The 14089-nt window shown below is 60.1% G+C and carries 14 protein-coding genes and 1 tRNA gene; 9 read left to right on the plus strand and 6 right to left on the minus strand.

Annotated features, from left to right (window positions below; genetic code table 11):
- Nucleotides 1-140 precede the first annotated feature (140 nt).
- A complete protein-coding gene (locus tag C444_RS12375) occupies nt 141-488 on the plus strand; it encodes a hypothetical protein (protein WP_004593211.1) in 348 nt (115 codons plus the stop codon).
- Between the two features lie 6 nt (nt 489-494).
- Here the strand turns inward: C444_RS12375 and dinB are convergent, their stop codons facing one another.
- Nucleotides 495-1853, minus strand: a complete 1359-nt coding sequence (gene dinB / locus C444_RS12380) for a DNA polymerase IV (protein ID WP_004593212.1) — start codon at nt 1851-1853, stop codon at nt 495-497.
- A gap of 392 nt (nt 1854-2245) precedes the next feature.
- On the opposite strand from dinB, the gene C444_RS12385 reads away from it, so the two are divergent.
- The gene (locus C444_RS12385) at nt 2246-2560 is read left to right on the plus strand and encodes a hypothetical protein (RefSeq protein ID WP_004593213.1); all 315 of its coding nucleotides are present in this window, start codon (nt 2246-2248) and stop codon (nt 2558-2560) included.
- Nucleotides 2561-2759: 199 nt separating this feature from the next.
- Here C444_RS12385 and C444_RS12390 read toward each other — a convergent pair.
- The 3 genes from C444_RS12390 to C444_RS12400 all read right to left on the minus strand — a co-directional run bounded on the left by C444_RS12390 (nt 2760) and on the right by C444_RS12400 (nt 4714).
- Nucleotides 2760-2830 (minus strand) — tRNA-Gly (locus tag C444_RS12390).
- Nucleotides 2831-2971: 141 nt separating this feature from the next.
- Nucleotides 2972-3661, minus strand: a complete 690-nt coding sequence (locus tag C444_RS12395) for a class I SAM-dependent methyltransferase (protein ID WP_004593214.1) — start codon at nt 3659-3661, stop codon at nt 2972-2974.
- A gap of 12 nt (nt 3662-3673) precedes the next feature.
- On the minus strand, nt 3674-4714 hold the full coding sequence (locus tag C444_RS12400; protein WP_004593215.1) for a tyrosine--tRNA ligase: 1041 nt from the start codon (nt 4712-4714) through the stop codon (nt 3674-3676).
- A 169-nt stretch (nt 4715-4883) separates the two neighbouring features.
- Here C444_RS12400 and C444_RS12405 point away from each other — a divergent pair, with 169 nt between their 5' ends.
- From C444_RS12405 to C444_RS12415, 3 genes are all read left to right on the plus strand, one after another.
- Complete coding sequence (locus C444_RS12405) at nt 4884-5318, plus strand: hypothetical protein (RefSeq protein ID WP_004593216.1); 435 nt, start codon at nt 4884-4886, stop codon at nt 5316-5318.
- 69 nt (nt 5319-5387) lie between these two features.
- Complete coding sequence (gene asd / locus C444_RS12410; RefSeq protein WP_004593217.1) at nt 5388-6425, plus strand: aspartate-semialdehyde dehydrogenase; 1038 nt, start codon at nt 5388-5390, stop codon at nt 6423-6425.
- A gap of 92 nt (nt 6426-6517) precedes the next feature.
- Entirely contained in the window at nt 6518-6898 is a 381-nt protein-coding gene (locus tag C444_RS12415) for a hypothetical protein (RefSeq protein WP_004593218.1), read from the plus strand.
- Here C444_RS12415 and C444_RS12420 read toward each other — a convergent pair whose 3' ends face one another.
- Nucleotides 6899-7852, minus strand: a complete 954-nt coding sequence (locus tag C444_RS12420) for a D-2-hydroxyacid dehydrogenase (RefSeq protein WP_004593219.1) — start codon at nt 7850-7852, stop codon at nt 6899-6901. It lies immediately after the preceding gene.
- 216 nt (nt 7853-8068) lie between these two features.
- Here C444_RS12420 and C444_RS12425 point away from each other — a divergent pair, with 216 nt between their 5' ends.
- From C444_RS12425 to C444_RS21290, 4 genes are all read left to right on the plus strand, one after another.
- Nucleotides 8069-8590, plus strand: a complete 522-nt coding sequence (locus C444_RS12425) for a response regulator (protein WP_049909475.1) — start codon at nt 8069-8071, stop codon at nt 8588-8590.
- Nucleotides 8591-8686: 96 nt separating this feature from the next.
- Nucleotides 8687-10045 carry an NAD(P)/FAD-dependent oxidoreductase gene (locus C444_RS12430; RefSeq protein WP_004593222.1) on the plus strand — a complete coding sequence of 453 codons (1359 nt, stop codon included), beginning with the start codon at nt 8687-8689 and terminating at the stop codon, nt 10043-10045.
- Between the two features lie 793 nt (nt 10046-10838).
- A complete protein-coding gene (locus C444_RS12435) occupies nt 10839-12551 on the plus strand; it encodes a sugar-transfer associated ATP-grasp domain-containing protein (RefSeq protein ID WP_004593224.1) in 1713 nt (570 codons plus the stop codon).
- Nucleotides 12548-13300, plus strand: coding sequence for an HVO_2922 family protein (locus C444_RS21290; RefSeq protein WP_080509707.1), 753 nt, complete (start codon nt 12548-12550; stop codon nt 13298-13300). Before C444_RS12435 ends, C444_RS21290 begins: the two co-directional genes overlap by 4 nt.
- A gap of 446 nt (nt 13301-13746) precedes the next feature.
- Here the strand turns inward: C444_RS21290 and C444_RS12445 are convergent, their stop codons facing one another.
- Nucleotides 13747-14058: a response regulator gene (locus C444_RS12445; protein WP_004593230.1), complete on the minus strand. Its 312-nt coding sequence runs from the start codon at nt 14056-14058 to the stop codon at nt 13747-13749.
- Between the last annotated feature and the right edge of the window lie 31 nt (nt 14059-14089).

The raw sequence follows: 14089 nt of genomic DNA on the forward strand, positions 1-14089 counted from the left end.
TGTCAGAACGGAGACGCGCAGGCCCCATAACTCTCCGTCAGACGACCGTCAACTGTGGTACAGGTTCACGACGGAACGTAGGGAGGGGTAACGGCTATTGCGATGGGACACCTTGACATAGCCGTTCGGTGGGGCTGTCCATGGACAGATACGAGACGTTCGTCGAGGACGGGACTGTGTACGTCGGGAGTGACGACGGTCCCTTGGAAGTGGCACCGCTCGACGATATCGTCGCGACCGCCGGCGGCCCGGCCTGGACGATCACCTACTCCGAGGCCGAGAAGGAGCGCTACGCCGGGATGGACACCAGCGACGAGGGACTGGTGGTCGACGTGGTCGACATGTTACACGCAATGACCCACAGCCAGCGGTTCGTCGAGACGCTGGCCGCGCATCCCACCGCGGTCCCGGCCGACGACACCATCTCGCCGCGGGCCGGGCTGTTCGTCGGGAAACTGTTGGAGAACCTGGAACACGGTGTTGCCTGAGCGGCCCTAAAAATCCGCGAGGGTGGTCTGGCCGGGCGGGAGTGAGACGTGCGGTTCGCTCGTATCCGACTCTCCGTTCGCCGTATCTCCGGGACCTTCGCTGCCCTCGTCGTTCTCGGCGAACGTCCCGAGGCCGACCTGTCCCTCGTCCCGATTCTCGACCATCTCCGCGCCGTTGCTGGCGCGGGAGCCATCGCTCGTCTCCTCGGTTCCAGAATCACCGCCGAACCCGTCCAGATTAGCCTGTTCGCCGGCCGAGAAATCAAGGTTCGAGACGCGGACCCCGACCTTCCGAACCGGGTCGTCGTCGAACTCGCCGAGCAGGTCCAGCGCGACGCGCCTGACAAGGTCGGGTTCCTCGACCGGTCCGGGGAGCGACCGGGCGCGCGTGTTCACGTCGAAGGGCGGCGTCACGACCTTGATACCGATGGTCTGGTAGCGCGCGCCCTTCCGCTGGGCGCGGTCAGCGACAGCGTCGGCGAGGGTGTGGACCTGCCGACATTTGGCCTCCATATCCGCCGTCGCGTCGGTGAACGCGGACTCCCGCGAGAGGCTCTTGGGGTCGCCTTTCGGTGTCACCGAGCGCTCGTCTTCGCCGCGGGCGTAGCGGCGTATCTCGCGGCCGCGCTCGCCGAAGCGCTCGGCCAGCAGTTCCGGGTCGGCGGCCGCCAGGTCGCCCGCCGTCTGAATGTCGACCGAGTCGAGTTCCCTGGCGGTGACCGGGCCGACGCCATGGACGTCCTCGACGGGCAAATCGGCGAAGAACTCCCGAACGGTCCCGGGTTTGACGATAACCAGCCCGTCCGGCTTGTCGCGGTCGCTAGCCACCTTTGCGGCACTCATCGTCGGTGCGACGCCGACACTCGCGACCACCCCGACTGCTGACTCGATGGTGTCTTTCAGATCTCTTGCCCACGACGCAACGTTCTCCCAGGAGATGCGGTCGGTGATATCCAGATACGCCTCGTCGATGCTCACCTCGCGGACGACGTCCGCCTCCGCGTGGAGGAGTTCCCTGACATCCGCGGCGACGGACTCGTAGAAATCCATGTCCACCGGGCGGTAGAACCCAGCGTCCTCGACGTCCAGGGCCGGGTCCTCGACGGCCTCGACCTTGCGGGGGAGCCGTTCTAGTGCTTCGGAGATCGCCATCGCCGACTCGACACCGTACGCCCGGGCCTCGTAGCTCGCTGTTGCGACGGCCCCGTGGGTCGCGCCGTTCTCGTAGCCCATGCCGACGACGAGCGGTTCGCCCCTGAGTGCCGGCTCCCGACGCTGTTCGCAGGCGGCGTAGAAACAGTCCATGTCGACGTGCGCGACTATCTGCTCGGGTCCGCTGGTCCCAGGGAGCCGCGCGGCGTCCATACCCGACGCTACGCGTACTGGCAGAAAACCCCACCGGCCTCGCCGGGGCTGTCACGTCAGTACCCGAACCAGTGTGTCGAAAGTACGGCGAAAAACGGGAGCAGAGAAAGTGGTGGGGTGGGGGTGAGGTGTCAGCTGCTCCGTCTGCCGTTAGTTTCAAAGCGATACGTGGCCGGTGGAGTGGCCAGCCTCCACCGGCGATGATCGTCCGCCGATGCCAATCCCGGATGGTACGACGGTCGTTCCCGCCGGGAGCGTAGGAAGCTCCATGTTAACAAAAGTCATGGTAACACTTCAATGTTGGCCGAAGTTATGTTTCAGTCACACTTTGGGAGTCACTGACCGAATCCCCCTCGAAACGTTTTCAGTCCTCTCCACACGACTGCGACGTAATGACCGAACTGACGGACTCACTGCCGGACAGACCGCTTTCGACGAGCGAGATCTCGGCCCTCGAAGCCCAACACGACGACTACGGGTTCGCGCCGGTCGGGTTCTTCCCCGACCTCGACGTGGTGGCCGCGTTCGTCGTCATCATCAACGGCGACCGTGGCTACAGCCTCGGTTACGACCGCAACGGCGACGGCTGGGTCGTCGTCGAGTCCTTCGAGGACAGCGAGGACTTCGCCGGCGTCACCGACCGCCTGCAAGAATGGATGGGCGACGACTGGGAGGAGTTTGAAGCGGCTGCCGGCGAACCAGAGTGAGGGCGTCAGGTGGCTCCGAAGTCGGTTGAGAGACTCCGGCGAAGCTCAAAACGCCTGATAACGCCTCGCTGGTCGCCAGTATCTGTGGAGAAGTGCGGCAACCGGGATTTGAACCTGATGGCGAGACTCGCTTCACTCGCCTCGCGTGATTCAAATCACTCTGTACAGCATCCGCTCGTCACGTTCGTTCCTCACAGAATGCGGCGACCGGGATTTGAACCCGGGCCATGAGCTTGGAAGGCTCAGGTCCTACCACTAGACCACCGCCGCACGCTCACTTCGTTCGCGCGCGGCGTCGTTCGCAAATCCGTGGGATTTGCTCACCACCGCCGCTCACTCGCGCAGAGACGCTGTCCCGAAGGGGACTGTTCCGCCCGAGTGCGAACGTACACATCCATAGATGGAAGGCAATTAAGTGCGTTTCCCTTCTGGCTCGACAACCCCGTAACAGTTGCCGCTTGACAGCTCCAGCGAGACGAGACGGAGGTCGCTGTCGGCGACATCGCGCTCGAATTCGGCCGGCGTATAGATGTGATAGAACCGCGGGACCGTCTCGCCGCCGGGGAGCGTCCAGTCGACGGTCGTGTCGAAGCCCACATCCGAATCGGAGTCGGCGTCGAAGCGGTCGTGGACCGTGCTCCACGCGCTGACGAGCGCCCGAGCGCCCGGCGCGAGTACGCGGGCCAACTCGTCCAGACTGGCGCGGCGGGCAGCCTGCGACGGGAGGTGGTGTAACGTTGCGACGTACACCGCGACGTCGACAGATGCGGCAGTGAGCGGGAGGCGGGTCGCGTCACCCTGCAGGAGCGTGACGCTGTCACCGACACGGTCGGTCGCCGCCTGTAGGAGCGCGCGGCTGGCGTCGAGGCCGACGACGCTGTCAGCGACCTCCGCGAGCAGTTCCGCGTGGCGGCCGTTGCCGCAGCCGACATCGAGTGCCGTCTCTACGCCGCCGGCGTCGTCGACGAACGATTCGACCTCCGGCCAGGCGTACTCGCGAGTCTTCGAGAAGTGGTCGCCGATGTCCTCGTACGTCCGGCGGACGGCGGCCCGGGAGCGCGCCGGTTCGTTACTGTCGGCGCTCTGGTCGGGGGACGGCATCGGTCGACGGCGTTACTCCGCGCCGTACTTCTCGGGGTACGCCTCGGCGAGTAGCGCTTCCTCGTCGCTCAGTCGCTCTCGGACCGGGTCGATCACGTCCGAGATCGCGCTGGCGGCCGAGGGCTTCAGGTCGGCGGGGTGGAGGTCGCCGCTGACGAAGTCCGATTCGACCTCGTCGTAGCTCTCGTAGGTCAGGTCGCCGCCGTACTCCTCCGGGCGTTCGACGACGAACGATTCGTCGCGGACCTCCAGAATCGGGAAGACGAGGTGATTGAGGTACTCCAGTACGCCGTTTTCCTCGACCTCACCGGCTGGGCAGTACGCCTGATTGATCTTTTCGTCGACCTCATCGGGGCTGTCGGTGAGGTTGACCTTCGACGTTTCGTCGGAGGCGCTCATCTTGCCGCCGGAAAGGCCCGACAGCAGCGGCGCGAACAGGCAGATCGGCGACTCGCCGCCGTGGTCGGGCAGAATCTCGCGCGAGAGCATGTAGATGCCGCGCTGGTCGACACCGCCGTAGGCGATGTCGGCGTCCAGTGCCTTCACGTCAAGCGTCTGCATCAGCGGGTAGATGAGCCCGCCGAGGTTCGGGCTCTCGGACTCGCGGACGACCTCACTGGCCGCGCGCTGCGTGCGAGAGATGGTCGTTTCGGCGGCCATCCGGTACATCTCCAGTGTGTACTCCTCGTCGAGCTGGAAGTCGGTCCCGCGGACGAAGGTCACGTCTTCGGGGTCCGCCCCGGCCGCTTCAATCATGCCCTCGATGGCCGTCTCGTAGTAGGCCGAGCGGGCATCGAGCAGGTCGAAGGGTGATTTGTTGTCGTCGAGGTGGGCGTGCAGGTCCGCGATGAGGACCGTCACGTCGACGCCGGCCCGCAGGAAGTCCGCGAGCTTTCGCATCGTCGTGAAGTGCCCGATGTGCATCTCGCCAGTCGGCGCGTAGCCGATGTACGCCGACGGGTCGCGCTCCTCGAACAGCGTCCGCAGTTCGTCCTCGGTGACGACCTCTGTGGTGTGTCGCGTCACCAGATCGAGTCGCTCGGCGGTATCCATACCGCAGTGTGGCCGGTCCGGCGATTAAAACGTTCCTGTCCGGTGTGACGGGCTGTCGGGGTTGGCCGTGCTTTTTTGTGACTGTAATGGACGGTCAGGCGTAGATACTGCGCCCATTGGGGCAGTATAGCGTCGATGGGCCCAAATACGCCCAGTCCAATATCCGCACATGTACACGGGGAAGACGGAGAAGGCCTGCTGTCTGTGTGGGAACCCGGACACTGCGACCCGTCTCGATCTGCCGCCGCGGGCGGTCCCGCTACTCAAGCACGCAGACCCTATCGCCTGGCAGGACATCGTGGGCGAGGTGTCCATCTACTTCTGTGGCTCCGACTGGGAGACAGTGCGGGACCTCGTGCTGGAGACCGGGATGAGCCCGCTGTCGAGGTGTAACGCCGCCCGCGCCTCCTTCGACCTCCGTGAAGATTTCGAGGCGCTGCTGAACGACATCCGGGACGAGCCGGACCACACGGAAATCGAAGCCGAGATGCGCGCCGAGGCCGAAGAGACGCTGGCGAACCGCGACGACCCCTACGTCGAAGAGCGGGACCTCGTGGAGGCCCGCGTCATCGAGTGGGTGTTCGAGGATACTGAGGGCGAGTAATCCTACGAGGGCAGTGGTACCGCTTTCGTATCCAAACTGTTTTGACCACCCATAGCCGTGTGTCAAGCGATGACTGTACGCGTAGGTGTGCTCGGTGCGACGGGCGCAGTCGGGCAGCGACTTATCCAACTGCTTGACCCCCACCCCGAGTTCGAAATCGCAGCACTGACCGCCAGCGACGCGAGCGCTGGTGAGACATACAAGGACGCCGCCAAGTGGCGCGTCGACTCCCCGATTCCCGAGGACGTGGCTGGGTCAGAAGTCCGCGCTACCGACCCGGATTCGGTACCCGACGACGTCGATCTCATCTTCTCCTCGCTCCCGTCGAGCGTCGGCGCGGAGGTCGAACCGGAGTTCTGCGAGGCCGGCTACACAGTTTCCTCGAACTCCTCGAACGGCCGAATGGACGAGGATGTGCCCCTCATCATCCCCGAGGTCAACGCTGACCACGTCGACCTCCTCGAAGTCCAGCGCGACGAGCGCGGCTGGGACGGCGCGCTGCTGAAGAACCCCAACTGCTCGACGATTACGATGGTCCCGCCGCTGGCCGGCCTTGACCGCGAGTTCGACCTGACAGACGTGCGGGTTTCGACACTGCAGGCCGTCTCGGGCGCGGGCTATTCCGGCGTTTCGTCGATGGAAATCATCGACAACGCCATCCCGCACATTGGCGGCGAAGAGCAGAAGATGGAGACCGAATCGCGCAAGCTGCTGGGCTCGTTCGACGGCGCGGAGGTCCACCTCAACGAGATGGATGTGGCCGCCTCCTGTAATCGCATCCCGACGCTCGATGGCCACCTCGAAAACGTCTGGGCCGACACCGCTGAAGATATCTCCGCGGCCGATGCCGAAGCCGCGATGGAGGCAGTTACCGGTATCGACCTGCCGTCCTCCCCGGAGAAACTCATCACTGTGTTCGAGGAACCGGACCGTCCGCAGCCTCGCCTCGACCGAAACGTCGAAGATGGCATGGGCGTCGCAGTCGGCGGCTTCCGCGAGACGACCGACGGCGTCCAGTTCAACTGCCTCGCGCACAACACAATGCGCGGTGCCGCCGGTGCGAGCGTGCTGAACGGCGAACTGCTGAACAAGCGCGGCTATCTGTAGCGGTCGCAGCCGCCGAGGGTCGTTCTTCCGAACCGAACGTCCACTGGTAGTCAGTCCGATATTTTTTCACGCCCAGGCTCGACCACCAGCGCATGGTTTCCCGCGAAACGAAGCTTCAAATCGGACTGGTGAGCGTGGCCATCGTTCTCTCGGTGCTCAGCCAATTCGTGTTTCCGCTCGGACCGCTCGGCTCTGTCGCGCTTTTTGCAGGCACGTATTTCCTCATCTTCGGTGGTGTACACCTGTACCTCGCTCTTGCGGGTGATAGCGAGACGATTCCGGTCGCTGCCCGCTGGCGGTTCGTCGGACTTGCGGCGATGGTTGCTGTGGGTTTCGTCTTGCAGGAAACCGTCGGACAGACAACTGTCGGGGGTGTCACGGTCGTACAGCTACTGGGAGCTGTGTTCGCTGTGGCACTGGTGTTCTATCTGGTGTACGAGGCACGGGCTGGCTATCTCGCCAGCCAGCAGTAATTAGAGTTCGATCTGATTCCGGAGGCCGTCCCACTCGCCGGTCTGCTCGGCTCGCTGGACGTTTTCCGCTACGATGTCGGCCAGTCGCTGGTAGTAGCTCGGTGTGTGGCCGGCGTTGTGGGGCGTGATGAGGACGTTCTCGAAGCCCCACAGCGGGTGGTCGCCGGGCAGCGGTTCGGGGTCGGTCACGTCCAGGGCCGCACCGTCGATGTGGTTACGCTGGAGCGCACTGACCAGCGCGTCGGTGTCGACGACCGGGCCACGGGCGACGTTGGTGAGCACCGCGTCGGGGTGCATCGTCTGGAACACCTCATCATCAATGAGGTGATGTGTCTCGTCAGTGAGCGGGCAGGCGAGTCCGATGTACTCTGTGCCGGCGACCGCCTCGTGAATCTCGTCGAAGCCGTACACCTCGTCGGTCGGGCCGCCCTTCTCCGGGGAGTGGCGGACGCCGACGGTCTCCACGTCGAATCCCTGCACGCGGTCGACGATGGCCTCGCCGATTTCGCCGAGGCCGACGATGCAGACACGGCTGCCGGCGAAGTCGTCAGTGTGGAACGACTGCCAGACGTGGTCGCGCTGGTGGCGACGAGCGGTGAAGAAGCCCCGAGCGAAGGCGAGCCACGAGCCGACGACGTTCTCGGCGACGTTCGGGCCGTGGACGCCGGAGGCCGTCGTAAGCGCGATGTCGCGGTCCGCCAGTTCCGAGAGTGGGAGATGGTCGTATCCAGCGTATGTCCCTGCAAACAGCTGCAGCGAGTCGGCAGCATCGACCAACTCCGGTGAGAGGTCGTTGCCGGTCAGGACTGTCGCATCCGCGATCAAGTCCCGCTCGGCCTCGGGCGTCTCTGCGACGGCGATATCCCACTCCGGCAGTCGCTCCCGGAGCGCTGCCGCGTACTGGTCGGCCGGCATTCCGTGAACGGCGTATCGGGTCAGGACGATATCGGCCATTGAACCCCTCCTGTTGCGTGCGGAGCCATACCGGCTGTTCCACGCGGGGGCCTCAAAACGGTGCCGGCAGTCCGTCGATCGCATGCCAGGAATAGTGTTGTTTTAACAATAGTTAGAGAACAGGAGAAATACCAGCACGAATTAGTAAAATTTGTAGTAATAGTTCGCCGATATCTTAGCATATTTGTAGGATGACCAGCGTATAACCTCGAAGGAATGGGGAGACCGACTAGCGTTGCGGTGATCGATGATGATAAGGACTATAGACAGCTCTACAAACTTTGGCTTCCGGGGGAATACGAGGTTATAGAGGCTGGAGACGGCCGGACGGGGTTACAGCGGATCGATGACTCTGTTGATGCGGTACTGCTGGATCGCCAGATGCCGGAACTGAACGGCGAAGCCGTCGCCACAAGACTTCGACAGCGGTCAGTTACCCCTGCGGTCGTAATGATCAGTAGCGTCAAGCCGGACGTGGATATTCTGGATATCCCCGTCGATTCGTATCTCAGAAAGCCCGCTGACCGGGATACCCTGTTGTCGGTACTCTCGACAGTTCGTGCCCGATGCGAGTACGAGACGCACCGTCGGGAACTCTTGGGACTTGCCGACCGCCGAGCAACGGTTGCCGACGCTGTACGGGCCACAGCGCTTGCGGAGAGCGAGGCGTACCAGCGGGCCGTCGAACGGCTGGAAGAACACGACGTGTCACTCGCCGACGTAGTATCGGAACCGTAGCGCGTAGTGCGCTCCAGTGCAGACACATCGGGGCGTCAGACCGCGAATCCGATGCAAGACAATAGGTTTTAGCGGGCGCGGGACGCCGTAGCGGGTATGGAACACGTAGACGTCGCCATTGTGGGTGGTGGCCCGGCCGGGTCGTCGGCGGCCGAGGCTGCAGCCGACCACGGGGCCGACGCCGTCCTCCTCGAAAAGGGGGTCCCCAGAGCCGACCGCGAGGGGACGGGGCCGGACTCGACGGACGCCGCCGGGCTGTTGGATTACTGGTTCGACATCATGGGTATTCCGCGGTCGGAGTTCCCCGAGGACGTAGTGTTGAGCGAACTCGACGGGGCGAAGTTCTACGGCCCCTCGACGGAGATGACGCTCACGGAGACCGGTATCAGCTCTAGCGCCGATGGCTTCGGCATCACGTTCCACCGGGCGCGGTTCGACGACTGGCTCCGCGAGCGGGCGACGGAAGCAGGGGCAGACTACCGCGTCGGCGTCAGCGTCACCGGCGTCGACACCGACCTCCGGAGTTCACCGCGACACACCGTTCGCCTGGCCAACGGCGAGGACATCGCCGCCGAGTACGTGATTCTCGCCGACGGCCCACAGCGGACTATCACCGGCGGTACGCTCGACCAGTTCCTCCCGGCCGGACAGACAATGGCCGATATCATGCCGTCGAACAAGGTCAACCACATCGCCTATCAGGAGCACCGCCGGATGCCCGAGGAACTGTTCACACCGGAGTTCATCGAGTTCTGGTGGGGTATCATGCCCGGCCACACAGCGTACCCGTGGATCTTCCCGAACGACGCCCCGGTCGCGCGCATCGGCCTCACGATGCCCATCGGCTTGGACATCGACGCCTACGACCGCAGCGACTGGGACCTGCTCAGAGCGAGCGACGACAGCATTCCACAGGGCCGGCAGTACATCGAGCGACTGCTTGAACGGGAGTTTCAGGCGTACGACCTCGACGATTTCCCACTCGTCGAAGACCGCGGGAAATCGAAGGGGACGGAGACGTATCCCATCTCCTCGACTCGGCCGATAGAGTCCCCAGTGGGTGCCGGCATCGCTGTGGCCGGTGGTGCAATGGGGACTACGTCGGCGTTCCATGAGGGCGGCGATCACGTCGCCGTTCGAACCGGGCGTATCGCCGGCCGCCTCGCCGCAAACGACCGCCTCGAACGGTACAACGATGCCTGGCACGACGCCATCGGCGACGAAATCCTCCGGAACGTCACCTTCGCGGACATGGTCCGAGACTGGCGACCCAACGACTGGGACCGAGCCTTTACTACCGCCAACGACCTGATGGACGCCCGCGGAATCAAGGCCGATGCGGCGCTCCGTGGCGGCTTCAACGGTATTAAGATGGTCCTCGGTTACAAGTGGGGGAAGTTCTCCTACCGCAACGGCAAGTACGTCCAGTTGCGCGAGGACGACTACGCTGTCTGAACGTCACCCTTAGGTGTGCGACCGGCAAACTGCTAGTGCGTGCCTTCAATCCCCGGCTGAGACCCGTCACCGGGACGATGACGACCCGGAGAACCCGGGCACGCGACATGACCGCGGTTCATACCGCATCCGGTCGTCTTACGACGACCCGCCAGACGGTTGCACCGTCTGGGCGTTCGGTGATTACGCCGTAATCACCCGCCCGGCACGAGGGTTTGCCGGCTGACGTGGCACACCGCCGAGGATGATGCCGGACGTTAGTGTTCCGGGCGCACATTTCGAGTATGCTATTAGAATAGTCTAAGAATAATATAAATCACTTCAGTCAGAGACTACCGTTGAATGGGATTCACCCGTAGTAGCCACTCTTTCTTGCCGGGTATCGGAAAATGGCGATGATAACGATCCAGGAATGAGGTCTGCCGGGATTACTGACATCAGTCGGCTTTCGATGACCGTGCAAGATACAAGGCGCGAGTCTTATACGATTACCCAGTCCGTTCGGGGCAGTTCAGCTCGGTCAGTACAGATGAACGATGTATCGCAAAAGCGTAAACTATTCAAAAATATATTCGAAGTCGCCAGTGAGATACAGGGGATGAGTGCAGCACTTTGTCGCTGGTTCTTTCAGAGCTAGCGTCTGAGAATCGCGCGTTCCTACCGCTGGTATTCTGTGTTCAAAATAAAGTCGCCAATGCTGTAGCATTATCGATATAAACATTTGTTGAAATAATGTAATGAATTCTACCTAATGTTAAGCAACACTTAATTGGTGAGCAAACATATACACGATGTGTTTAAATCGAAGCAAAAAGACTTGAAGCAGCATATACCTGCAGCAATTTTGCTGTTCGTGTTAGCAATCATCGCACTCTTTATGCGGCTCTATGCTACTGAAGTGATTCCGGTCGCAGAATCAATCCCGTTTGCATTTCAGTTGATGATTGGGGGGACCGCGCTCGCTATCTTTCGGAATGAACTTGGTTACTCGACGTTAGGTGTCTTTGGTCCGGTGATCCTTGCGTTCGCCTGGCTTGAAGTCGGTCCATTTTGGGGTTTTATTCTGATTGGATACGTCTTCATCGTCACAGCCACCGCTCGCATAGCTTTGAGCGGGTCAGATTTAGGTACTGCACACCGCGTTGCATCATTACTGGTAATTGCAAGTATCGCTACAATTGTCTTACAAATTGTCGGTCAAATACAGGGTGTTCCACCGTTAACAACACTACTTTTGTTCCCTATAATTCTCACAACCTGGTACGCCGAACGATTCATACAAGGAACTGCTGAAGACGGTTGGGCACCCGCATCTCGACGACTAACGTTCACAGTGGTTGGCGTAGCTGTAGCGTTCGTGGTGGCAGGCTATGAACCGCTTGTGAACGCAGTAATTAGAACGCCTGAATTGTGGGTTGCGCTCGTTGGTGTCAATATCTTACTTGGAGCCAGTACTAATATTCGACTGGCTGAATATACTAGATTCCGCGTTCTAAAGCGGGCTCTGGAAGCCGACAACAAAACAGACGTACTCACGATGCGTGTCCGAAATCGGGACTACGTCAGCCGATACAATCCACTTCCTCTCATGGGACTTTATAATAAAAGCCGGATGAAACAATTCCTCCACGGTCTCAATATACCGACACCAGAGACATTCCTAATCGTTGAGACAGAGTCGGACTTGGAAGAGTTTCGTGCTCTATTGAAAAAGCGTGATAGATTCGTTGTGAAACCAATCGACGGAATGGGTGGGAGAGACGTTCTCGTTGTTAGGGGACGAGAAGGAGACGACGGGGAATTCAGAACAAATCGAGGCAACCTGACAGCTGACGAGATAACTTCTCATACACGGAAAATCTGTGTTGGTGGGACAGCGGATTATGGGGCTAAAACCAGCGCGCTCGTTGAGGCACTCGTCACCCCGGAGAGTCTTCTGGCAGACCGTATCAAGAGTGGTGTGCCTGATCTTCGCGTAATAACACTACATGGGTTCCCAATAATGGCAATGACACGACTTCCAACCGACGAGTCGAAGGGGACCGCCAATATCCACACTGGCGCAGTAGCTGTCGCTATCGACATCTCGTCGGGCAAGGCATCCGGTGGGTACCAGCAAACACAGGATCGATACGTTAGTCAGCACCCGGATACAGGTGCCTCACTGTCGTTTACAATTCCAGATTGGCAAGACGTACTTACAACTGCGTCAAGAGCGGCAATAGCCTCCGGATTTGGGTATACTGGCGTGGATATCGTCTTCGATGCTGACCAAGGACCGATGGTGTTGGAAGTGAACCGGCGTCCTGGTCTCGGCATCCAAAATGCCAATATGGCAGGGTTACTCGGGCGACTGCGATTTGTAGAGGCGCAGGGCGTTTCGAACCAGTTCATCAGCGCCAACGAGCGGGTTCGACGGGCAATAGAGTGGTCTACGAACAATTGGCAATCCGACGCTGCTGATGCACCACCGGATATCGATACAAAAGTAGAGGTGAACGCATGAATATCACCCGTTCGTCCAGACAAGCAGTTGCTGCGGTGATCGCAGGAGTACTGCTCATCGTCCCACTATTGCTTACTGTTTTCCCCCGATACGTCGGGAATGGATTCCCTGGCCCATATACCAGAACGGACGCGATCGTTCTCTTCTTCGTCGGTGTGCCGGTCCTCTTCGCGCTTTTTGCAGCCTATCGAGTAGCGCAGTATCATGATCTGTTTGGCACCGATAGCGAAGACCATAGCGTGTCTGCCGGTCCAGAAATAGACCATGAACATGAACCCGAATACGATGATGGTTCTCTTGTGTCAGGACCCGACCGAGTCGAAGAGGAAGTTGGCATTGAGACGGGTACTGCCGCAAGCAAGGCCACGTTCGAAGTCTACACCGACAACACTGGCGACTATCGCTGGCGACTCGTCCACCAGAACAGAAACATTATCGCTGACAGTGGCCAAGGTTACGCTTCGAAACAGAAGGTCAAGCAGGGACTCGAAAGCGTCAGGAACAACGCACCTGATGCCTATGTAATCGACCAATCAAAGGATGAAGAAGTACCCGAAGGACACGGAAGTAACACGACATTCGAACTATTTGAGGATGCGGGAGAAAAATGGCGCTGGCGACTCCGCCACGACAACGGGAATATAATCGCCGATAGCGGACAGGGCTACTCTTCGAAAAAGAAGGCCACACAGGGACTGCAAAGCGTCCAGAAGAACACACCCCGCGCACCAAGTGAAGAAACGAGATAGATTATAGAGCGGGACACAAATTTGTAGTGCTACAGTTTAGCTACCAACAAAATACTGGAAGGGTAAGTTGTTCATGCTGAGTTCACCATCCCTGTTGAGTGATTATCGAGACCCAGATTCAGAAGTTACCCAGGGCTGACTATGCGGCAGTATTCAACAGGACGCCGAAAATATAAATGCAACCGATAGAATTCACAACGATAGGTACGCAGGTTTAGTGAGCAGTTCGTTCAGCGTCGAGGTGGTGAAAGAAAGCACAGCGCTATGCTGAACTTATCCTCTATATCTTGCAGGCAACTTTCGACAACGTTTCGATAAGAGAACATCTATCGCTTGTAGCGCACGTACTCCAGCCGCCCTGCCATCAGAGATGCACATTTCGACAACTCTGTCCAATTAACGGGATGAAAGATATAGAACGGTTGATTCTAGTTACACCGAGCCTACTAGTAGAAACTCGCCCGGTAGTGTTCCGGGCGATATTCTACTACTGGAGTAAAGACGTAGCTATGTGCTGAGAGCGTCGGAAACGGAAGCTTCGATGCGTCCTCACGAATCCGTTCGCGGAACTTCAGCCCGTTCAATCCAGGCATATCGTAGTCGCTGATAATACAGTCATACGTGTCCCGCGGGCGGTCCGTGATGACCTCGTCGGCCCATATCGCGGTGTCGACGGTGAACGAATCCATGGTCCGCTCGAGATATGTCGCAGTTAGATCGGCAAAGTCCGGTTCGTCATCGACATGTAAGATGCGCACTGAACCAACAATATGTTTAGATATTGTGCAA

The sequence above is a fragment of the Haloarcula japonica DSM 6131 genome (assembly GCF_000336635.1).
Lineage (GTDB): Archaea > Halobacteriota > Halobacteria > Halobacteriales > Haloarculaceae > Haloarcula > Haloarcula japonica.